This window comes from Aliiroseovarius crassostreae (assembly GCF_049803815.1).
Classification (GTDB): Bacteria; Pseudomonadota; Alphaproteobacteria; order Rhodobacterales; family Rhodobacteraceae; genus Aliiroseovarius; species Aliiroseovarius crassostreae_A.
Genome location: NZ_JBNAGI010000003.1, coordinates 270,454 through 292,762 on the forward strand (window position 1 = coordinate 270,454; position 22,309 = coordinate 292,762).

Annotated in this window: 18 protein-coding genes and 1 tRNA gene; 16 read left to right on the forward strand and 3 right to left on the reverse strand. The window is 58.9% G+C overall.

Translation table 11 applies throughout. The annotated features are described in order from the left end of the window. The first annotated feature begins 391 nt into the window (after positions 1 to 391). The 4 genes from ACP15V_RS10595 (at position 392) to ACP15V_RS10610 (ending at position 1,821) form a co-directional block, all read left to right on the forward strand. Positions 392 to 465 (forward strand) — tRNA-Gly (locus tag ACP15V_RS10595). Positions 466 to 541: 76 nt separating this feature from the next. Then, positions 542 to 877 (forward strand): hypothetical protein, encoded by a 336-nt coding sequence (locus ACP15V_RS10600; protein WP_424943652.1) that lies wholly within the window; start codon positions 542 to 544, stop codon positions 875 to 877. A gap of 54 nt (positions 878 to 931) precedes the next feature. Continuing rightward, positions 932 to 1,375 carry a c-type cytochrome gene (locus tag ACP15V_RS10605; RefSeq protein ID WP_424943653.1) on the forward strand — a complete coding sequence of 148 codons (444 nt, stop codon included), beginning with the start codon at positions 932 to 934 and terminating at the stop codon, positions 1,373 to 1,375. 11 nt (positions 1,376 to 1,386) lie between these two features. After that, a complete protein-coding gene (locus ACP15V_RS10610; RefSeq protein WP_424943654.1) occupies positions 1,387 to 1,821 on the forward strand; it encodes a c-type cytochrome in 435 nt (144 codons plus the stop codon). Between the two features lie 111 nt (positions 1,822 to 1,932). On the opposite strand, the gene ACP15V_RS10615 is transcribed toward ACP15V_RS10610, so the two are convergent. The 3 genes from ACP15V_RS10615 to ACP15V_RS10625 are packed head-to-tail and all read right to left on the reverse strand — an operon-like array spanning position 1,933 to position 6,575. Next, on the reverse strand, positions 1,933 to 4,989 hold the full coding sequence (locus ACP15V_RS10615; RefSeq protein ID WP_424943857.1) for an efflux RND transporter permease subunit: 3,057 nt from the start codon (positions 4,987 to 4,989) through the stop codon (positions 1,933 to 1,935). Between the two features lie 12 nt (positions 4,990 to 5,001). Further along, the gene (locus tag ACP15V_RS10620) at positions 5,002 to 6,051 is read right to left on the reverse strand and encodes an efflux RND transporter periplasmic adaptor subunit (RefSeq protein WP_424943655.1); all 1,050 of its coding nucleotides are present in this window, start codon (positions 6,049 to 6,051) and stop codon (positions 5,002 to 5,004) included. Further along, complete coding sequence (locus tag ACP15V_RS10625; protein ID WP_424943656.1) at positions 6,048 to 6,575, reverse strand: MarR family winged helix-turn-helix transcriptional regulator; 528 nt, start codon at positions 6,573 to 6,575, stop codon at positions 6,048 to 6,050. Before ACP15V_RS10625 ends, ACP15V_RS10620 begins: the two co-directional genes overlap by 4 nt. A 402-nt stretch (positions 6,576 to 6,977) precedes the next feature. Here ACP15V_RS10625 and ACP15V_RS10630 point away from each other — a divergent pair, with 402 nt between their 5' ends. The 12 genes from ACP15V_RS10630 (at position 6,978) to preA (ending at position 22,048) form a co-directional block, all read left to right on the forward strand. Then, the gene (locus tag ACP15V_RS10630; RefSeq protein WP_424943657.1) at positions 6,978 to 8,063 is read left to right on the forward strand and encodes a TRAP transporter substrate-binding protein; all 1,086 of its coding nucleotides are present in this window, start codon (positions 6,978 to 6,980) and stop codon (positions 8,061 to 8,063) included. A 99-nt stretch (positions 8,064 to 8,162) separates the two neighbouring features. Next, positions 8,163 to 9,155 carry a TRAP transporter small permease subunit gene (locus ACP15V_RS10635; protein ID WP_424943658.1) on the forward strand — a complete coding sequence of 331 codons (993 nt, stop codon included), beginning with the start codon at positions 8,163 to 8,165 and terminating at the stop codon, positions 9,153 to 9,155. A 14-nt stretch (positions 9,156 to 9,169) separates the two neighbouring features. Beyond that, entirely contained in the window at positions 9,170 to 11,824 is a 2,655-nt protein-coding gene (locus ACP15V_RS10640) for a TRAP transporter large permease subunit (protein ID WP_424943659.1), read from the forward strand. Positions 11,825 to 12,034: 210 nt separating this feature from the next. Further along, entirely contained in the window at positions 12,035 to 13,624 is a 1,590-nt protein-coding gene (locus tag ACP15V_RS10645; protein WP_424943660.1) for an ABC transporter substrate-binding protein, read from the forward strand. Between the two features lie 9 nt (positions 13,625 to 13,633). Further along, positions 13,634 to 14,590 (forward strand): ABC transporter permease, encoded by a 957-nt coding sequence (locus ACP15V_RS10650; protein ID WP_424943661.1) that lies wholly within the window; start codon positions 13,634 to 13,636, stop codon positions 14,588 to 14,590. Next, positions 14,587 to 15,402, forward strand: a complete 816-nt coding sequence (locus ACP15V_RS10655) for an ABC transporter permease (protein ID WP_424943662.1) — start codon at positions 14,587 to 14,589, stop codon at positions 15,400 to 15,402. The genes ACP15V_RS10650 and ACP15V_RS10655 overlap by 4 nt, the downstream gene beginning before the upstream one ends. Continuing rightward, the gene (locus tag ACP15V_RS10660; protein ID WP_424943663.1) at positions 15,399 to 17,036 is read left to right on the forward strand and encodes an ABC transporter ATP-binding protein; all 1,638 of its coding nucleotides are present in this window, start codon (positions 15,399 to 15,401) and stop codon (positions 17,034 to 17,036) included. The genes ACP15V_RS10655 and ACP15V_RS10660 overlap by 4 nt, the downstream gene beginning before the upstream one ends. Positions 17,037 to 17,166: 130 nt before the next feature. After that, a complete protein-coding gene (locus ACP15V_RS10665; protein ID WP_424943664.1) occupies positions 17,167 to 17,631 on the forward strand; it encodes a hypothetical protein in 465 nt (154 codons plus the stop codon). A 64-nt stretch (positions 17,632 to 17,695) separates the two neighbouring features. Continuing rightward, complete coding sequence (locus tag ACP15V_RS10670) at positions 17,696 to 18,532, forward strand: alkaline phosphatase family protein (protein ID WP_424943665.1); 837 nt, start codon at positions 17,696 to 17,698, stop codon at positions 18,530 to 18,532. Then, positions 18,529 to 19,221, forward strand: a complete 693-nt coding sequence (locus ACP15V_RS10675) for a fumarylacetoacetate hydrolase family protein (protein ID WP_424943666.1) — start codon at positions 18,529 to 18,531, stop codon at positions 19,219 to 19,221. Before ACP15V_RS10670 ends, ACP15V_RS10675 begins: the two co-directional genes overlap by 4 nt. Before the next feature lie 157 nt (positions 19,222 to 19,378). After that, on the forward strand, positions 19,379 to 20,707 hold the full coding sequence (locus ACP15V_RS10680) for an NAD(P)-dependent oxidoreductase (RefSeq protein ID WP_424943667.1): 1,329 nt from the start codon (positions 19,379 to 19,381) through the stop codon (positions 20,705 to 20,707). A 12-nt stretch (positions 20,708 to 20,719) separates the two neighbouring features. Further along, on the forward strand, positions 20,720 to 22,048 hold the full coding sequence (preA, locus tag ACP15V_RS10685) for an NAD-dependent dihydropyrimidine dehydrogenase subunit PreA (protein WP_424943858.1): 1,329 nt from the start codon (positions 20,720 to 20,722) through the stop codon (positions 22,046 to 22,048). Positions 22,049 to 22,309: the final 261 nt, after the last annotated feature.

Genomic DNA, 22,309 nt, shown 5'->3' on the forward strand with positions numbered 1-22,309 from the left:
TGGGAAATACGGATCACATTTTTATGCCGTTCTCTTAATCGGCGTCTCAAACCAGGCGTCTCAAACCAAAGGTAAATTGACGTTGGCCGGCGGGGGGGAGTACGCCTGATGAACATGGTGGGGGTCTGTCCCCGCATCCGTATTCCGCGATGCAGGGCCTAAGTGCGCATACGGATCTCGCATGATGTGGCTGTGTGGACGTGCAGGCCCGTGGATCAGGGCCTGCCTACCGATGACGCCGTGCCCGGGGCGCCTGTGGACGTCTACTGTGTCTATGCGAAGAAAACTGGTGATGCGAAGAATGATGTCAAAAACAATGCCTTTGACCAAGCTGTCCCCAATGTAGGTCTTGACGCTCGATATCACCTGAATTATGCACCGAATTCACTGAGCGGGTATGGTGAAATGGTATCATAAGAGCCTTCCAAGCTTAAGGTGCGGGTTCGATTCCCGCTACCCGCTCCAGCCTCACCCCCGCAGCAGGATCAGGTCGATACGCCAGGGCTTGCTGTTGGTCGGGTCCCCCCTTACATTTCCCGGCATGACTGCCATTCGATCCACCCTGTTGGCGCTTGCCTGCCTGTTGATGCTGACCCTGTCAGTTGGGTCGTCCGTGGCCGGGATGGCATTTGACTGTGACGGGTCGCATTGCGCCGAACTGATGCAGGATGCCTCTGGTCATGAGACCGTGCATGAGGATGTTGCGGATGAGGGCTGCGGGACGGATTGTGGGCCGGTATGTCTGCAAGTGGTGATGACAAAGCCTGATTTTGTGGTGATGAACCCACTTCTTATGGGCCAGTTTGATCGTCGCGGAGCGCGGCTTTTGCTGGGGTCCAACCCCGACCTGCCAGAGCGACCACCCTCTGTGTTGTGAAACGGAACGTCTGCCCTGCGGGGCAATCCCTTTTCACAATATGAGACTGAACAGATGAAACCATCATATATCCTTCTGGCGGGCACAGGGTTGGCTGGCCTTGCGGCATTTGCGTTCTGGGTTGGTGTGCAGGGGGAAACCTCTGCCCCTTCCGACCAGATCGCGGGACAGGCCCAAAAATCCATTGTGCCTGATCTGGTCCTGCCCGAGCTGACCGATACGGCCCAGATTGGCAAAAAGATCTTCGATACGGCCTGTGCCTCCTGCCATGGTGCAAATGCCGCCGGTCAGGACGGGGTGGCCCCGCCGCTTGTCCATAAGATCTATGAGCCAAGCCATCACGCGGATGAGGCGTTTCAGCGCGCCGCAGCGGTTGGGGTCCGGGCGCATCACTGGCCGTTTGGGAGCATGCCCCCGGTTGAGGGGATCAGCCGGGGTGAGGTGGCCATGATCACCCGTTATATCCGCGAACTCCAACGCGCAAATGGGATCAAATAAGGGTGACCGCCATGTTGAAAACATCAAGTTTTATCTGTGCCATGCTGATCAGCGCCCCCCTTTGGGCCGGACATGAGCTGGACGGGCGTGATCTTGTGCGCGGGCAGGGGCTGTATCAGGACAATTGCGCCTCGTGCCACGGGGATAATCTGGAGGGCCAGCCCAATTGGCGCGATCTGGATGAGGATGGGGTGATGCAGGCCCCGCCCCATGATGAGAACGGACATACCTGGCACCACGACAACCGTTTGCTGTTCAATTATACCAAGCTGGGCGGCGCCCTGATGTTGGAACAGATGGGGGTGACGGGTGTGAAAAGCGGTATGCCGGGGTTTGGCGACGTGCTGAGTGATGATGAGATCCTCGATGTGCTGGGCTTTATCCGCTCCACCTGGCCCGCGCGCATTCAAGAGATGCAGGCCAGCCGCAATCCACCGCATGAGTGAGTGATTTCGGCTATGGGCGGATCACGGCAACAGCCGGAAACGCCTTGGGTGACATAAAAAACCGGCCCGCAGTTTCGTGGGCCGGTTTGGTTTTTCTGCCTGCGGGTGGGATCAGGCCGGTTGGGCCACTGCCGCCGCCCTTTCCCGTTTCTCATCCCCTTTGAAGAAGATGTAATAGAACACGGGTGCCGCCACCAAGGTGAGGATCGAGGCAAAAGCCAGACCGCCCATGATGGTGATCGACATCGACACGAAGAACGCATCGGACAAAAGCGGCGCCATCCCAAGGATTGTGGTGACCGCCGCCAGGGCCACGGGGCGCACCCTTGAGGCCGAGGCATCGATGATCGCCTTGCGCAGCGGCACCCCTTCTTCGCGCACCAGATCGATTTCCTCGACCAGCACGATCCCGTTCTTGATCAGCATGCCCGACAGGCTGAGCAGACCCAGAAGCGCGGTGAAGGTGAAGGGCAGGCCGGTGCCAAGCAAACCAATGACAACCCCGTTCACCGACATCGGCACCAGAAGCCAGATGATGATCGGCTGACGGACCGCGTTAAACAAGAGGATCGAGATCATCACCATGATCAACAGGCTGAGCGGCAGCTGTTTGCCCAGGCTTTCATTGGCCTTGGAGGAGTTTTCAAACTCGCCCCCCCATTCCATCGAATAGCCCAGCGGCAGATCCATTGCCTCAACCGCGGCACGGATTTCGCTGTGCACGGATGCGGCGGTCAGTTCGGCCGGAATATCGGCCCCCACGGTAATGGTCGGCACCCGGTTCCAGCGGTTGAACTGGGTGTTTTCCACCCGGTATTCAAACCCGTCCGTGACCTGTTCCAGTCCCAGATAACTTCCGCTGACCGGGGAATAGACCAACTGATCGCTCAGACGATATTCCCCATCGACCGGACGGCGCGAGATGATCGGGATCAGGCGTTCGTTTTCACGATAGGTGCCGGCCCGGGTGCCGTCGGTGGAAAACAATAGGGTCTGCGCAATGGCGTCGCGGGTTACACCTGCCGATTGGGCCCGGTTGGTGGCGTAGATTGGCGCGATGCTCAGTTCCTGTTCGCGCCAGTCGGTGCGCAGGTTCAAAAGGTTGTCCGAGGCATCGGTCATCACCTTCGCGGTTTGGTCTGCCAATATGCGCAGCACCTCTGGGTCGCTGCCCGACAGGCGTACCTGGATCGGTGCTCCGCCCCCCGGACCAAACACCAGACGCACAACCCTAAATTCCCCCTCGGGGAAGTTTTGGGTGCCAAAGGCCTCCAGCCGTTTGCGCAGATCCGGGATCTCGTCGATCGTGTCCGTGCGGATGATCATGTGACCGTAGCCCGGATTGCCCTTGCCGCCGTCATAGGTCAACATGAAACGGGTGGCCCCATCGCCGGCATAAGACGCCACCGAGATCACCTCTTCCTGCTCCAACAGCCAGCGTTCCATCACCTTCAGGTCTTCTGACGTTTTGGTGATCGATGTGCCCTGCGGCAGTTGGTAATAGACGAAAAAGAGCGGCGTGTTTGAGTTCGGGAAGAACTGTTGCTTCACCATGCCAAAGCCCGCATAGCAAACCACCGTCACCGCGATCAGACCCGCGACCACCAGCCAACGCATCGACAGGGCCTTGTCCAGCGACCATTTGTACAGCCGGAAGAATGCCCCGGAATAGGCGTCAGCCGCATCCACATTGCCATGTTTGAACAGCATATGACCCAGATAGGGGGTGACGGTCAGGGCCAGGATCCAGCTGAGCATCAGCGAAATGCCGATCACCGCGAAAAGCGAGAACATGAATTCACCGGTGCTGTCCGGGGACAGGCCAATGCCGGAAAATGCCATGATGCCAATCACGGTTGCCCCCAGCAGCGGGATCTGCGTTTTCTTGGCGGCATCATCTGCGGCCTGACGCGAATTGCGCCCCCGCAGCATGGAGATTTGCATCCCTTCGGCCACCACAATCGCGTTGTCCACCAACATCCCCATGGCGATGATCAACGCGCCCAGGGAAATCCGCTCCATTTCAATCGAGAAAAGCCACATGAACAGGACTGTGCCCACCACCGTCAAAAGCAGCGTGGTGCCAATCACGATGGCGGCGCGCCAGCCCATGAACAGGCCAAGCACTACAATCACGATGCCCACCGACATGGCAAGATTGACCAGGAAGTCGTTGGACGCCTGTTCCACCACCTGATGCTGTTGATAGATCGGGTGCAGTTCGACGCCGTAAGGAATGTCCATGGACAGCTCCGCCAGGCGTTGATCCACCCGGTGCCCCACTTTCACGATGTCTTCGGTTTCAAGCCCCGCCACCGCGATGGTGAAGGCGTCTTGCCCGTTGAAGCGGATGATCTGGCGCGGGTTGTCCTTGCGCGCCCGGGTGACGGTGGCAAAGTCGACCAGGTTCAGAAGCTGGCCATTTACCCCGACACTCAACTCGGCAATGGCCGACACGGTGTCGGACCCTTCAGGCGTTTCGATCCGCGTGCGGGTATCCGCGCCGCTGATAGCACCCGCTGAGGCGACCGAGTTCGCATCCACAAGGGCGGCATTGATCGCGGTGGGCGGAATGCCCTGATTGACGGTCAGTGTCATATCGGGTTCGACATAGATCACTTCCTCTGGCAGGCCAGAGACATCCACGTCTGCAACACCATCCACCACCAGAAGCTCGCGCCGCAGGAAGGTGCCGATGTCATGCAGTTCCGCATCGGAAAATCCGGGCGCGGTCACCGCGTAGTACAGGCCAAACACATCGCCGAACCCGTCGTTGACCTGTGGCGGTTGCACCCCTTGCGGCAGGTTGCGGGCGGCGTCTTCCACCTTGGCGCGCAGACGCGTCCAGATCCCCGGGAGCTCGTCCGGGCCGTAAGTGTCCTTGATCTCGACATCAATGCGCGAAACACCGGGTTGGTTGTCAGAGGTGATCTTGTAGACCTCTTCCATTTTCTGAATGGCGCTTTCCAGCGGTTCAGAGACTTCCGTCGCCACCTGTTCGGCGGTGGCACCGGGGTATTGCGTAAAGACCACGGCCTGTTTGATGGTAAAGGCCGGGTCTTCCAGCCGGCCAAGGTTAAAGAACCCGTAGACCCCACCAAGCAGCATGGTCAGGATCAGAAGCCACGTATAAAGCGGCTTTTCGATCGAAGCGCGTGCAATGTTCACCATGGGATGTTCCTAGTTCGACAGGCCAGTGAAGGGGCGGACCACTTCACCATCCGCCACACGATTGGCCCCGGCGGCCACGATGATTTGCCCCACCTCCAGACCAGAGGTCACGATGAAGTCACCGTTTTCCGATGGGGTTGCCTCGATCGCGGTGCGCTTTACCACGCCTGATCCGGCATCGGTTTCCTGATACACCATGACCGACAGGCTTTTGTCCGCAGCGGCCACGATGGCGGTTGATGGGATCACGATTTCCGTATCACCCGTCAGTGCCGTCGCGCGGACATCCACAGAAGAGCCGGGCAGGATCAGCTCACCCGGAGGGGTCTCCATGCCAAGGGTCAGACGATAGGATTGTCCGGCGACAGAGGCCTCGGCGTTGAATTCGCGGATGCTGAGCGGGTATTCCTGATCGCTCACCGGAAAGCGGGCGGTCAGTTTGACCTGATTGTCGCTGCTGGCCTTTTGGAACAGGATTTCGGGCACGTCGATATCAATGCGGATCTCGCTCATGTCATGCAGGCGCACAACCGGGGTGCCGGGTGCAGTTGTGACGAAGTTGCCGACATTGCGGGTTGCGACCAGTGCATCAAACGGGGCCACCAGCGTAGTGTGTTCAAAATCGTTTTGTGCCTTGCGCAGCGCCACATCTGCCAGGTTTGCCTGGGTGGTGGCGTCGTCAATCGCAACCTGACTGACCGTCTGACCCTGCAGTTTGGTCAGGCGGCCAACGGTGCGATCCGCCTGTTCTTTTTGCAGCTCGGCCTGTTCCAGCGCCAGGGCGTATTGTTCCTGGTCCAGTTGGGCAATCAAAGACCCTTTCCTGATCACATCGCCTTCGATGACGGGAAACTTGACAATCTGACCGCCGACCTGAAAGGCCAGATCGACGGACTGGCGGGCCACAACCCTGCCAAAGAACAGGCGATCAAGGCTGGACGCCCCTTCGGCCACATCCATCAGCTTGACAGGTTTGATCGGATCCTGGGCGTGGGCGGGCGTGAACGCCAACCCCACGACGAAGACGGCCGCACTTACAGCGGGTGTCAGGATTTTCATGCGGGTTGTCCCTCTTGTTGGGCCTGAATTAGGTCGGTGATCAGGTCTGGATTTTGAATGGCGAGTTGAATATTTGTGTGAAGCTTGGTGCCGATCTGCGCCAGCATCGCAAGCTCGTCATCGCTGAGTTTCAGTAGGTCCTGAAACATCACACGGGACATGCGGATAAATTCTTTGCGCATGGCTTGCCCCTCATCGGTCAAGACCAACAGCCAGGCGCGCCGGTCATTTGGATCCCGCTGACGCACAACAAGCCCCATCCGTTCCATCTGATCCGCGGCGGCGGTCATGGTGGAGGGCAGTGAATTTGTGTCGCGCGCCAATTCACCCAGCCGCTTTGGTTGGCCCAAGCGGACAAGGATACCGCTTTGCTGTTTGGTCAGGTCTTTTCCCGGCCCGCAATCGCTCAGCTGGTTTTCCAGAAAAGAGTGCAGGGCGAACATTCCCATGAAGGCCCGAAATTCGGGTTCCAGGTTCGGGTCTGCGTGTTGAAGGTGAAGTTGCTCTTCCGTGCAGGATGCCATGTTAACGCCTTAGATATTTCGATCTGCGCTATATAGTTCATTAAATGAAATATCCAATAGGAAAAATAAAATTTGTCCTTCAATGGAAAATCTGAACTTTTTTCACGGTCGAACGCCCAACCCGCCGTAACGTCAACCAGACGGGGCCTTCGTGCGCTAAGTTGCGGAATCTACAGGAAAACAAGGGCGCGGATACAATTCATGAGATTGGCAAGGGTGATACCGCTCGCAATTGGTAATCTTAGCTTACCACATCTGGAAATTATCATTTGAAATCTGTGCCCAGTTCCGTAGTAATGACGGGGCAAACTGGACTGACCCTTGGGGAGTGACATGGATCAGACCGGTTCGACAGAATAAGAGAACTGAAAACGTAATATGACTCGGAGGAGGAATTTTCATATGGAACGCCGTAAGTTTCTGACAGGCGCAGCACTGGGTGCAGGCGCGACCGCATTGGCGACGCCCGCCCTTGCCCAAAGTGGCAAGACGATGACCGTGGTGTCGACCTGGCCGCGCGACTTCCCGGGCATCGGTATGTCGGCCCAACGTCTGGCCGCCCGCATTGCCCAGCTGTCGGATGGTGCCCTGAATGTGGAATATTTCGCTTCGGGTGAACGTGTTGGTGCGTTCGATGTGTTTGACGAAGTGGCCTCGGGCAACGCCCAGGCCTATATCGGTGCGGAATATTACTTCACCGGCAAACATCCGGCTTTTGCCTATTTCACCTCGGTGCCGTTTGGCATGACCAACCCGGAATGGAACGCCTGGATCAAGTTCGGCGGCGGCCAGGAACTTTGGGACGAGCTGTCCGGTGAATTTGGCCTGAAAGCCTTTACCGCAGGCGCAACCGGCACCCAGGCTGGTGGCTGGTTCAACAAGGAAATCGAAAGCCCGGATGACTTCAAAGGTCTGAAGATGCGTATCCCCGGCCTCGGCGGTCAGGTGATCTCGAAACTGGGTGGTTCGACCGTGTCGGTTCCGGGCTCGCAGATTTATGAAAACCTGGTATCGGGCGCCATTGACGCAACCGAATGGGTTGGTCCGTTCAACGATTACTTCATGAAGTTCTACGAAGCGGCCAAATTCTATTACACCGCCGGCATGCACGAGCCGGGTGGCGGGCTTGGCTTCTCGATGAACAGAACCTGGTTTGACGGGTTGTCCGATTGGGAAAAAGCCGTGATCGAAGCGGCCTGTATGGAAGAAAACGCCGCCGCCTACGAAGAAAACATCGCGAAGAACGGCGAATACCTGGCCAAGCTTGTCGACGAGCAGGGTGTGCAGGTGCGCAACTTCAACGACGATGTCTGGGATGCGTTTGGCGAAGCCGCAGAAGAAGTGTTCGAAGAAACCCGCGATCACTCGGATCTGGCCGCACGTGTGAACGACTCGTTCCAGACCAAGCTGCGCGAAATGGGCACCATGAACGCCAATTTCGAAATCGGCTACGTGAACCAGCGCAACCGCGTGCTGGGTCTGGTCTAAGCGCCGACAGGCATCATGAAATCAGGGCGGGGCTTCGGTCCCGCTCTTTTGCAAGCGCCGTCCCGCATCAAAGGATGACGGCGCGCTGTGGGGGAGCACATGGCGAGCGATTTTTCTGACATTTCACGCGAGGGTGACCCCGCCATTTTGCCCAGGTCCTTTGCCTGGGGCATGTTGGCGGTGCTGTTTGCCTTCCTGGTGAACAACGCTTTGGTGGTTGGATACGGCATGCCGGGTGTCAAACCGATCCTGTCTGGCAATGCCAGCGGCGGGGCCTGGATCAACCTGGGTCTTTACGTGATCTCGGTCGCGGTGGCGCTGCTTTACGTCATGCGCACGCGCAGCACCTCGCTCAGATGGGATGCCATGTCGATCCACCGGTTCAATGTCTACCTGATCCGCGCCTTTTTCTGGTCGGTACTTCTGGTTGGCGTGGCCGACAGTATCATCGCCTTCATGCGGGTGGAAAACCTGTTGGCGGCCTTCTTCTCTGACGACACGACCAAGCTGTTTGCCAAATCACGCTGGGTGGCCCCCTATGTCCATATCCCCCTTGTGGTCGCGGGCTTTGTCATTGCCTTCTTCACCCGGACGCTGGGCTTTACCTGGCTTGCGCTGATGATTGTGGTGGCTGAACTGGCCATCGTGATCTCGCGCTTTGTGTTTTCCTACGAACAAGCGCTGATGGGCGACCTTGTGCGCTATTGGTACGCGGCGCTGTTCCTGTTTGCCTCGGCCTACACGCTGTTCGAAGAAGGTCACGTGCGGGTGGATGTGCTGTATGCCGGGTTCGGCCGCACCACCCGAGGGTTCGTGAACGCCTTCGGGTCGATTGTGCTGGGCATGTCGACCACCTGGGTGATCCTGATGGTGGGCTTCAACGGCAAAACCTCGATCATCAACAGCCCGGTCGTGAATTTCGAAATCTCGCAATCCGGCGGCGTGGGCATGTTTATCAAATACCAGATGGCCGTGTTCCTCGGCATCTTCGCGATCACCATGTTGATCCAGTTCGTCAGTTATTTCCTTGAGGCCGTGGCCGACAGGCGCGACGAACCGGGCCATCGTGAAATCGCACCTGCGGCACATTAAGGGGATCCCGGACCATGGAACTTTATTTCCTCGCCCTTCTCATCCTGATCATGGCGGCCGCCCTTGGCTCTGGCTATCCGGTGGCCTTCGCGTTGCCCGGGGCCGCGATCATCACCATTGGCCTGGCGGCGGGGGCCGGCTATATCTTTGCGGGCTCGACGGATGCCTATTTCCATTCCGGCGGGCCAAGCCAATGGCTCTCGGCCGGGGTGACCAACCTCAGGGGGGTCTATTGGGAGGTCGAGCGGGATACGCTCATTGCCATTCCGCTCTTTATCTTCATGGGGATCATGCTGCAGCGTTCAAAGATCGCTGAGGATCTGCTGGTCACCATGGCGCAGCTCTTTGGCCCGGTGCCGGGGGGCTTGGGCATTTCCGTGGTCTTCGTGGGCGCGCTGTTGGCCGCCACCACCGGGATCGTTGGGGCAACCGTTGTGGCGATGGGTCTGATTTCGCTGCCCGCGATGCTGCGCAACAATTATTCCTCGCCGCTGGCAACCGGGACAATTGCCGCGTCTGGCACGTTGGGGCAGATCATTCCGCCGTCGATTGTGCTGATTATTCTGGCCGACCAATTGGCCTCGGCCACCGATCAGGCGTCGACCGCGCGCAAGGCGCTGCACAAGGAAGCCACCGGCGAGCTGTCCATGCCGTCCGTTTTCGACGTGGCCTCCACCTCGGCGGGCGAAATGTTCCTTGGGGCCTTTGTGCCGGGCATGTTGCTGGTCGGGCTTTACATGCTCTATATCCTTGTTTTCGCGATCTTGCGTCCGAAACTGGCTCCGGCTGTGCCCTATAAAGGCAAATATGATCTTGGGTTCGTAAAGAATGTGGCGCTGACGCTGGTGCCGCCGCTGGCGCTGATCTTCCTGGTGCTTGGCTCGATCATCGGGGGTGTTGCCACGGTGAACCAGGCGGGGGCCATTGGCGCTGCCGGGGCCATGATCATGGCGGGGTATCGTCTGCCGACGGGCGGTAGGGGGCTCTACACGCCCGCGCTGATCGCCATTGCAGCCTTGATCCTGCTCACCTTTACGCTGGCGAATTTCGAGATGAACGTGAAGGCGATCAACACGGGCGCCGACAAGCTGGGCATTACGCTGGGGGTGATCGGCACGGTGATGTTGCTGGTGTCGCTGATCTGGTCGGGCGCGCGGATCTTCAAGATCGAGAACACGCTGCAGGGTGTGATGCTGGAAACGGCGAAAACCACGTCGCTGGTCTTCATCATCCTTCTGGGCGCCGCGATGCTGACCGCTGCCTTCCGCGCCTTTGGCGGGGAAGAGCTGGTGAAAGAATTCCTTCTGGGCTTGCCCGGCGGCTTCTGGACTCAGTTTGTGATCGTGATGCTGGTGATCTTCATCCTCGGCTTCTTCCTCGATTTCATCGAGATTGCCGTGGTGGTGGTGCCGATCGTGGCGCCAATCCTGTTGGCGGATCCGTCGGCCAATATCACCGCCGTGTGGCTGGGTGTGATGATTGGTCTGAACATTCAGACCTCCTTCCTCACGCCGCCCTTTGGCTTTGCGCTCTTTTACCTGCGCGGGGTCGCGCCCGCCGTGGTCAAGACCGTGCAGATGTACAAAGGCGTGATTGCTTTTATCCTCCTGCAAATCTCAGCGCTCGCCATCGTCGGGGCCTACCCGCCGCTGGTGAATTACCTGCCCAATCGGGTCAGCTTCCTGTCCGAAGCCAGCCCGCCGCCGCGCAACCCGAAGTTGCAGCTGTGTCTTGAGGATTATGTCGGCCAGCAACTGCGCGAAAGCAGTGCCACGGCGGATGCGGTGAAACTTGCCCGCGGTCTGGATCTGTCGCCCCTGCCCAAGGATCTGGCGAAGGATCTGACAGCTGGGTTTGATCAGGCGGATGAGGCGATTGCCAAACTGACCGAAGCGTTCGAGGCAGAAGCAACGGTTCAGGCTGCTGCGCCGGGGTATCGCCCGATGCATGATCAGGTGCGCGGGATCGAAAAGCAGATCCGCAACCTGGAAGCCGAGGCCAAGAAGCTGAGCACCCGGATCAGCCGGATGCGCGATGAAAGCCAGGCCGCGAAACGCGCCGGTTTGCAGGCGCATCTGGACGAGATCACAGCTGAAGTGGAGGCGTTGCGCGCCACCATTCCAGCGGAATGGGCCGATCAGCAGGCCACGTTCCTGAAACTGACCCAGGCCGAAAACAAGGCGCGCTCGCAATATCGTCGAGCGGCGGATGCGGCCTATGAAGGCCCGCTGGAGGTTTTGGCGGTTCTGGATGCCAATGACGCCTATGCCAACCTGCAGACCGACCTGCTGTCCCTGCGTCAGACCATCGAAACCACGCCGGAAAAAGAGGCGGAAGGGATTGTGAACGAGTTCGCCAAGCGTGTTGGCAAGATTGAAGGTGCGGGCGACGTGAAAAAGGCGCTTGGCAAGGCGCGTAAGGCGCTAAAGGCCAAGACCCCGGATCGCGAAAAAGCGCTGGCCGAATATGACAAGGCGGTAGAGGCATATGAGGCGCAACTTGCCTGGCGGACCGAAGCAGATGCCAAGCTGCGCCCGGGCATCGAGGCCTATCTCGCGGGGATTCGCGGCACGTTGGGCGTGCGCGTTCAGCCCAGGTTCAACCGCGAACAGGCGCTGTCCATGGCCTCTTGCGCGGCCTATCACCGCGACATTTCGCTGAACTTCTGAATTCTCGCGCGAAATTAATGAAAAGACCGGGGCTCGCTCCGGTCTTTTTTATTGCGTGACGGGCGAATGTCGCAAACAATCTGCCCTGTGTCGTATAAATGATATGGCTGGTCGGTTACGACCCTTGTCATTCGCTAACTTCTGAGCAAAGTTTTGACTTAACAGCAAGAAGAAATAAGGCCCGAACGGGCCGAACAACGGGAGCTATAAATGTCCAACGAACTCGAATATCTTTCCAAACGTGTTGCACAGAGCAAGATGTCGCGGCGCGACTTCATGGGCCGTGCCTCTGCGCTTGGTGTTTCGGCGGCTGCAGCCGGTTCGATGCTGTCCTCTGCCGCCCTGGCCGAAGGGCCGAAAAAAGGCGGCACCATGAAGATCGGTATGATGGGTGGCGAAAGCACCAACACGCTGGACCCGGCCGCCGCTGCCACTCAGGTTCCCGGCATGAACCTGCGCCTCTATGGGGATCAGATGGTGGATGTTGCCCCGGACGGAAGCGTTGAGTTTCGTCTGGCCGAAAGTGTTGAAAGCACACCTGACGCGAAGACCTGGAGCTTTAAGGTTCGCAAAGGTGTAGAGTTCCACAATGGCAAGACCGTCACCTCGGAAGATTTCCTGCGGACGGTAGAGCGTCACGCCAACGAGGATTCGAAATCCGGTGCGCTGGGTGTGCTGCAAGGCATCAAGAGCATGAAGGCCGATGGCGACAACTTTGTTGTCGAGATGGAAAACCCGACTGCCGACCTTCCCTATCTGATGGCAGACTGGCACCTGGTGGTGCAACCGGATGGCGGATTTGACAATCCGACGGCTGGTATTGGCTCAGGCCCCTATACGGTCGAAGTTGACGAACCGGGCGTGCGTCACGCGTTCAAGAAAAACGCGAATTACTGGGATGACACCCGCGGACATGTGGACGAGGTTGAGGTGCTGGTCATCAATGACAACACCGCCCGTATGTCGGCCCTGCAATCGGGTCAGGTTCACATGGTGAACGGTGTCGACCCGAAAGTGGCCAGCCTTCTGAACCGCGCGCCGAACCTGGAAGTGCGCAACGTGGCGGGCCGTGCCCACTATGTGTTCATCATGCATTCCAACACCGCGCCGTTCGACAACAAAGATCTTCGTCTGGCCCTGAAATACGCCATCAACCGCGAAGAAATGGTCGACAAGGTTCTGCGCGGCTTTGGGTCTGTTGGGAACGACATGCCGGTCAACGCAGCCTATCCTCTGTTTGACGACTCGATGGAACAACGCAAATACGACCCGGAAATGGCGGCCGAGCTTTACAAGAAGTCGGGCCATGACGGATCGCCGATCATCTTGCGTGTGTCGGACGCCGCCTTTGCGGGCGCCGTTGATGCCGCACAGCTGTTCCAGCAATCTGCCGCTGCTGCCGGTATCCCGCTGGAAATCAAGCGTGAGCCGTCGGATGGCTACTGGTCGGAAGTGTGGAACAAGCAACCCTTCTGTGCCTCTTACTGGTCGGGCCGCCCGGTGCAGGACCAGATGTACACCACCGCCTATCATTCGCAGGCGGACTGGAATGACACCCGTTTCAACAATGCCGAGTTCGATGATCTGCTGATCAAGGCCCGTGGCGAGCTGGACCCGGCCAAGCGCAAGGCGATGTATTCGCGTATGGGTCAGCTGGTGCGCGACGAAAGCGGCCTGATTGCGCCGATGTTCAACGACTTTGTTGATGGTGTGTCAAAAGATGTGGTTGGCTATGAGGACGACCCGAACGGGTTCCTGATGTACTCGTGGGCACCGATCAAGTGCTGGCTGAATGCCTAAGGACAGCACATGCATCCCATCCTGAAACTGGTTGCTCAGCGCCTTGCGCTGAGTGCCCTCCTTCTTCTTGCAGCGTCGGTGCTGATCTTTGTTGGCACCACCATCCTGCCAGGTGACGTGGCCCAGAGTATTCTGGGTCAGGCCGCCACCCCCGAAAGCCTTGCCAACCTGCGCAAAGAGTTGGGCATGGATGTGCCCGCGACCCAACGCTATTTCAACTGGCTGGGTGGTGTCCTGCAAGGTGACCTTGGCACGGCGCTGACGAATGGTCGCGATATTGCCGACAGTCTTGGCGGGCGCCTGAAAAACACGCTGTTCCTGGCGTTCTGGGCCGCTGTCGTGGCGGTGCCTCTTGCAATTTTCCTTGGCCTTTTGGCCGTGCGCTACCGCGAACGTTGGCCGGACAAGTTGATTTCGGCCGTGACGCTTGCGTCGATTTCGGTGCCGGAGTTCCTGATCGGTTACGTGCTGATGTTCTATGTCGGTGTGCAGCTGGGCTGGGCCCCAACCGTCTCCACGATCTATGACAGCATGTCGCTTGGCGAAAAGCTGAACGCCATCGCGCTGCCGGTGACGGTTCTGACCATGGTGGTTCTGGCGCATATGATGCGCATGACCCGGGCCGCGATCCTTAACGTGATGCAGTCGGCCTATATCGAAACCGCAGAGCTGAAAGGGCTGACCAGTTTCCAGGTCATCGCCCGCCACGCGTTTCCCAACGCGATTGCGCCGGTTGTGAATGTGGTCATGCTGAACCTGGCCTATCTGGTGGTTGGCGTTGTCGTGGTCGAGGTGGTGTTTGTCTATCCGGGCATGGGCCAATACCTTGTGGACCACGTGGCCAAACGGGACGTGCCGGTTGTGCAGGCCTGTGGTCTGATCTTCGCCGCCGTCTATATCGGTCTCAACATGATTGCTGATATCGTGTCGATCCTCGCGAACCCAAGGTTGAGGCACCCGAAATGATGAGAATACCTCCTGCGGCCTTGGTTGGCCTTTTCTTCACCGGGCTCTACTTCTTTGTGGCCATCTTCGCCCAATGGGTTGCGCCCTATTCGATGACCGAGATTGTCGGCGATGTCTGGGAACCCGCATCATCCGAGCATTGGCTGGGCACCGACAATATCGGCCGCGACCTGCTGACCCGTATGATCTATGGGGGTCAAACGACGATCCTGATCGCCACGGCGGCCACGATCCTTAGCTTTGTGACCGGGTCCGTTCTGGGGTTCACAGCCGCCGTGATCGGGGGCTGGATTGACCAGGTCCTGTCGCGTTTCGTCGACCTGATCATGTCGATCCCGACGCTGATCTTCGCGCTGGTGGTTTTGTCGGTGATGCCGGTGACCCTGCCGATCCTGATCCTTGTCATGGGGCTGTTGGACAGCACACGGGTCTATCGTCTGGCCCGCGCCGTGGCGGTGGACATCAATGTGATGGACTTTGTCGAAGCGGCCAAGCTGCGGGGCGAGGGCAATCGCTGGATCATCTTCCGCGAAATCCTGCCCAACGCGCTGTCGCCACTGGTGGCGGAAATGGGCCTGCGCTTCATCTTTGCCGTGCTGTTCGTTTCGACCCTCTCGTTCCTTGGCCTTGGCGTGCAACCGCCAAACGCGGATTGGGGCGGCATCGTGAAGGAAAACAAAGACGGCATCGTCTATGGCATCCCGGCGGCCCTGGTGCCCGCCATCGCCATCGCCACGCTTGCGATTTCCGTGAACCTTGTGGCCGACTGGGTGCTCAACCGCACCACCAGCCTGAAAGGGGGCCGCGGATGACCGAGAAGATGTTGAAAGTCAAAGACCTCAAGATCGGCGCACGGATTTATCCGCCGGGTGAAAAGCCCAGGGATATCGAGATCGTGCATGGCGTGTCGTTTGAGCTGGAGAAGGGCAAGGTGCTTGGCCTGATCGGCGAAAGTGGCGCCGGCAAATCCACCATCGGCCTCGCCTCAATGGCCTATGGCCGGGGGGGCGTCGAGATCACTGGCGGCGAGGTCTGGGTCAATGGGCGGGAAATCCTGTCGACCAATCTGAAGGACCTGCGCAAGCTGCGTGGGCTTGAAGTGACCTATGTGTCGCAATCGGCGGCAGCGAGCTTCAATCCCGCCAAGAAGATCATGGAACAGGTGATTGAAGCGTCCCTTCACGCGGGCAAGTTCTCGAAGAAAGAGGCCGAAGCGCGCGCGGTGGAGCTTTTCACCAAGCTTGGTCTGCCGGATCCCGAAAACATCGGCGACCGTTATCCGCACCAGGTGTCGGGTGGTCAGCTGCAACGTTGCATGACCGCGCTGGCGCTGTGTCCGGAGCCGGATCTTGTGGTGTTCGACGAACCCACCACGGCGCTGGATGTGACCACACAGATCGACGTGCTGATGGCGATCAAGGACGCGATCCGGGACACCGGCGTTGCCGCGCTTTATATCACCCATGATCTGGCGGTTGTGGCGCAGGTGTCGGATGAAATCATGGTGCTCAAGATGGGTGACATGGTGGAACATGGCACCACCGATCAGATCATCAACAACCCGCAGGAAGAGTATACCCGTGATCTTGTCTCGGTGCGCTCGACCCAGCACGAAGGCAAACCGCCCACCGACAATCCGGTCTTGCGCGTGGAACATGTGACCGCGCGATACAAGGGCACCAATTTCGACGTGTTGCACAATGTGGTGATGGATCTGCACCCCGGCCAGACGCTTGCGGTTGTGGGCGAAAGCGGGTCGGGCAAATCCACCACGGCCCGCGTGATCACCGGGCTATTGCCGCCGCGTGACGGCAAGATCATCTTTGATGGGCGCGAATTGTCACCGGATCTGGAGGGGCGCACCCGCGAGGATCTGCGCGAGCTGCAGATGATCTATCAGATGGCGGACGTGGCGATGAACCCGCGCCAGACCGTCGGCACCATCATCGGCCGCCCGCTGGAATTTTATTTCGGCATGAAGGGCAAGGAAAAGCGCAAGCGGATCATTGAGCTTCTGGACGAGATCGAACTGGGCGAAGCCTTTATCGACCGCTATCCGGCGGAACTGTCGGGCGGGCAAAAACAGCGTGTCTGTATTGCCCGCGCACTGGCCGCTAAGCCTAAGGTGATCATCTGTGACGAGGTGACCTCGGCACTGGATCCGCTGGTGGCGGACGGCATCCTCAAGCTTCTGGAAAACCTTCAGAAAATCGAGGATGTGGCCTATCTGTTCATCACCCACGATCTGGCGACCGTGAAGGCGATCGCTGATAGCATTGCGGTGATGTATCAGGGCAAGGTCGTGCGCTATGGCACCAAGGCCGAAGTGCTGTCCCCGCCGTTTGACGATTACACCGATCTGTTGCTCAGCTCGGTGCCCGAGATGCGTCTGGGCTGGCTGGAAGAGGTGATTGCCCATCGCAAGATGGAAAGCGCCGGGAACTGATCATACCCCTCGCCGGGCAACTGGCGGGGGAGCGCCTTATACGTGAGAGGTGTTTTGCTTCCCTTAGGGAAACTCTCTTGAAGATTGTGTGAAACGGCCTACTGTACCCGTATAGGGGCAGGAGCGCCGGATGAGCTATCGTATTGACGTATTTCCAGAACATAGCATAGCGCTGTTTCACATGTGGGGTCTGGTGACCGTGAAAGAGGCCAAGCAATGCTTTTTGGAGTACGTGGCCCACCCTGATTTTGATCCCACCCATGTGATGCTGACCGATGCGCGTGGCGTGGACGAGATTGAGGCCTCTTATCGGGACATTCTGCTGAACGTGATGGGGTTGATCAAACCGCTTCGCCATTTCAAGGACAAGGCCCTTAGCGTGATCCTGGTTGAAAATGATATGGCATATGGCATGGCGCATATGTTGCAACAGGTGTTGGACAGCGTGTCGCCGATCCGGGTGCAAACGGTGGAAGATGAGGTCTCTGCCCTGGCCCTGATTGACCGGCCCGAGAAAGATTTCACGACGTTTCTTGCGGCGCTTGGGTATTCATTGGATATGTCGTTTTCAGACACAGCTTTGGCGCAGAACTGATACAGTTTCAGGGTAAGACATCCCAGTCTGGCTGAAACGCATCTCACTCAGGATTTGTGACACTATGGATAGAAAACTTCTGCTGCTCATCATTGACGGGGTGCCAAAGCGCAACTGGCACCGGCTGTTTGGAAATATGGAAGGTTGGGCGCAATCGGGCGAGGCCAAGCGGTTCACCATGCGGGCGGTGCTGCCCTCGACCTCGGCCAGCTGTTATGCCTCGATCCATACCGGCGTGACCCCGCAGGACCATGGCTGCACCGGCAACAACAACGTCTTTCGCCTGTCTCATGACGACATCTTTTGCCAGGTGCGCAAAGCGGGCGGCGTGACCGGTGCGGTGACCCATTCCTTCTGGTCAGAGTTCTTCAACCGTGCCCCCTTCGACGTGGTGCGTGACATTGAATATGACGAACCGGACAGCGAGACGATCAACCATGGCCGCTTTCACACCATGACGGGCTACAACCTGATCAACCAGACCACCCCGGCGGACACCGATCTTTTCGCCACGCTGACCCTGCTGTGCCAGCGGTTTGGGCTGAATTACGGCATCCTGCACACGTGTACGCTCGACAGTCTGGGGCATCGGTTTGGTCATGAAAGTCACGAGATGGACCATGGCTGTTTTGCCCTCGACGAACAGATGGCCCCGTTCATCCGCCGTTGGCGCGAGATGGGATATGATCTGATTGTCACCGCCGATCACGGCCAGACGGATCGCGGTCATCATGGCGGGCATGAGGATCTGCAGCAGGATGTGGCGCTTTATTATTTCGGCGATGCGGACGTGGCGGATGACAGCGAAATCCTGTGCCAGACCCAACTGGCCCCGACCGTGCTGTCCCTGTTGGGCGCGCCGATTGCCGACACAATGAAAGGCAAGGTGTTCTTGAAATGAACTGGGCTTTTGATCCCCCTATGCGTCCCGCCCTGCCCATCCTCGGGGCTGGGGATCACTTCCCTGTGCGGCGTATCTTTTGTGTCGGGCGCAACTATGCGGCCCACGCACGCGAAATGGGCCACGACCCGGACCGCGAACCGCCGTTTTTCTTTTCAAAGCCGTCGGATGCCTTGGTGGCAGATGGGGCCACGATCTCCTATCCCCCCGCCACCGAGAACCTGCACTTCGAGGCAGAGCTGGTGGTGACCCTCGGCAAAGGTGGGGCAGGCATTCCCGCAGAGAAAGCGCCAGATCATGTCTTTGGCTATGCCATCGGAAACGACCTGACCCGCCGTGATCTGCAAGCGGCGGCCAAGAAGGCAGGCCGTCCCTGGGACATGGCGAAGGGGTTTGATCTGTCCGCCCCTATCGGCCCGGTGCATCCGGTGACCGATATGGGGCACCTGACCTCTGGTCGCATTGCGCTGTCGGTGAATGGCGAGATCCGACAAGAGGCCGATCTTTCCGACATGATCTGGTCGGTGCCCGAGGTGATCTCGCATTTGTCCAATCTGGTCGAACTCTGCCCCGGTGACCTGATCATGACCGGCACGCCCGACGGGGTTGGGGCGCTTCATCCGGGCGACACATGTGTGGTCGAGATCGAGTCGCTTGGCCGGCTGACGACCCATATCGCGGTTTCCTGACCGCCCACCCTTTCAGCGAACACATCTTTTTCTGCCTGTTTTTCAACAGGTCAGCCTGTTTTGCTGCGTCGCGGCGGTTTTTTACTATTTGGTAAAAAATGAACCTGTGCAAAGCTGGAAAAAAATAGAACAACCCAACAGCCAAAGGGAGGCACCCTTGTCCAATTCCCAGCAGACGCCAGGAATTGTCTCGGGTCGACTGAATAGCGACGCATATCGGGATAATTTCTCAGACCTTCATCCGCCTCTGGATGACCACGAAGCACAGGTGGCCGCAGACCGGTGTTACTTCTGCCATGATGCGCCTTGCATGGAGGCCTGCCCCACATCCATCGACATCCCCCTGTTCATCCGCCAGATCGCGACGGGCACCCCCGAAGCGGCGGCGATGACCATTTTTGACCAGAATATTCTGGGCGGCATGTGCGCCCGGGTCTGCCCCACGGAAACGCTCTGTGAAGAGGTTTGCGTGCGTGAAACCGCCGAAGGAAAGCCGGTGGTGATTGGCGAGCTGCAACGCTATGCCACCGACAAGCGCATGGATGCGCATCCCTTCAGCCGCGCGGCCGCAACCGGCAAACGCGTGGCCGTGGTCGGTGCCGGACCTGCGGGGCTTGCCTGCGCCCATCGTCTGGCGATGAAAGGTCATGACGTGGTGCTGTACGATGCGCGCCCCAAAGCGGGTGGCCTGAACGAGTTTGGCATCGCCAGCTATAAAAGCACCAATGATTTCGCCCAACGCGAGGTCGATTGGCTTTTGTCCATCGGCGGGATCGACCTGCAATTGGGCAAGGCTCTGGGCAATGGGCTCAATCTTGATGCGCTCACGGCGGATTTCGATGCGGTCTTTCTTGGGCTGGGTCTGGCGGGTGTCAACGCGCTGGGCTGTGACGGTGAAGACAAGGACAACGTGCTGGACGCGGTGGATTTCATTTCCGACCTGCGTCAGGCCAGTGATCTGTCCACGCTCCCTGTGGGCCGTCATGTGGTCGTCATTGGCGGCGGCATGACGGCAGTTGACGCCGCGGTGCAGGCCAAGCTGCTGGGGGCTGACGATGTGGCACTGGTCTATCGCCGCGGGCAGGATCGGATGAACGCCTCGCGCTTTGAACAGGATCTGGCTACGTCAAAAGGCGTGCGCCTGATCACCCATGCCAGCCCGATCGCGGTGCATGGCAATGGCGCGGTGCGCGAGATCGAGTTTGCCTATACCGAAGACACGCCGGATGGCCTTAAGGAAACCGGAGAAACCTTCCGTCTCAAGGCTGATCAAGTGCTCAAGGCCATTGGTCAGACGCTGGGCGACGGGCAGGGGCTCGCGCTCGAAGGGCGCAAGATCAAAGTGTCTGACACCGGCCGCACCTCGCGCGATGGGGTCTGGGCCGGGGGCGATTGCGCATCCGGTGGCGATGACCTGACCGTGACCGCCGTGGCCGAGGGTCGTGACGCGGCCGAAGACATTCACAACACTCTGATGGGGGGCTGAGACATGAAAGACATGTATGGCGCAAACCTGCATTCCACTTTCCTGGGCATCGAAAGCCCCAATCCGTTCTGGCTGGCCTCGGCCCCGCCCACCGACAAAGAGGTCAACGTGCGCCGCGCGTTTGAGGCCGGATGGGGCGGCGTGGTCTGGAAGACGCTGGGCGAGGCGGGCCCGCCCGTGGTGAACGTCTCTGGCCCGCGGTATGGGGCCATTTTCGGGGCCGACCGTCGCCTGTTGGGCCTGAATAATATCGAGCTGATCACCGACCGTCCGCTGGAAGTGAACCTTGAGGAAATCACCCGCGTGAAGCGCGACTACCCGGACCGCGCGGTGATTGTCTCGCTGATGGTGCCGTGTGAGGAAGAGCCGTGGCGCAAAATCCTGAAAGAGGTGGAACTGACCGGCGCGGACGGGGTTGAGCTGAACTTTGGCTGCCCGCATGGCATGGCCGAACGCGGCATGGGATCCGCCGTGGGGCAGGTGCCCGAATATATCGAAATGGTCACGGGCTGGGTGAAGAAACACTCTAAATTGCCCTGTATCGTGAAGCTGACGCCGAACATCACCAATATCCTTGGGCCGGCCGGGGCCGCCAAGGCGGGTGGCGCCGATGCGGTCAGCCTGATCAATACGATCAATTCGATCACCTCGGTGAACCTGGATGAAATGTCACCCGAACCGATGATTGACGGCATGGGCACCCATGGCGGCTATTGCGGCCCGGCGGTGAAGCCGATTGCCATGAATATGGTGGCCGAGATTGCCCGCAACCAAGACACCGCAGGCCTGCCGATTTCCGCGATTGGCGGCGTGACCACCTGGCGCGACGCGGCAGAGTTTATGGCGCTGGGGGCATCGAATGTGCAGGTCTGTACAGCGGCGATGACCTATGGGTTCAAAGTGGTGCAGGAAATGGCCTCGGGCCTGAGCCAGTGGATGGCCGAGAAGGGCTATACCAGCACCGCGGATTTCGTCGGCATGGCGACGCCCAAAGTGACTGATTGGCAGCATCTGAACCTTGATTACGTCACCAAGGCCGAGATCAATCAGGAGGATTGCATCAAATGTGGCCGCTGCTTCGCCGCCTGCGAAGACACCAGTCATCAGGCGATCGAGATGTCCGAGGACCGGGTGTTCACCGTGAAAGACGACGAATGCGTGGCCTGTAACCTCTGCGTCAATGTCTGCCCGGTGGAAGGCTGCATCACCATGCGCGAACTGTCGGTGGGTGACAAAGATGAACGCACTGGGATGACCATTCCGGCGGACAAGCGCACCTGGCTGGAACATCCCAATAATCCGTCAGCTGACCCCAATACCTGCATCATTCGTGGGCAATAAGGGAATCAGCCTAAACTGACGGTTACAAAGCTTGACTGACCTCGGCGCTGTGTTAGCGTCGAGGTTGACCAAACGGTAAAAAAGAAACCGTGACACGAGACGCGCCAGATCCCGGTGAACCGGGGCAAGAGCGCCGACACAGGGAGCCAGAGGGGCCATGCCCTCGCGCCGCCTGCCGCCCGGACCCCGTGGCGCAGGGCCTGACATTGCGCATCTTCCTGTTGCACCAACACACACGCGGTTCCTCCGCGTGGCTTCGAC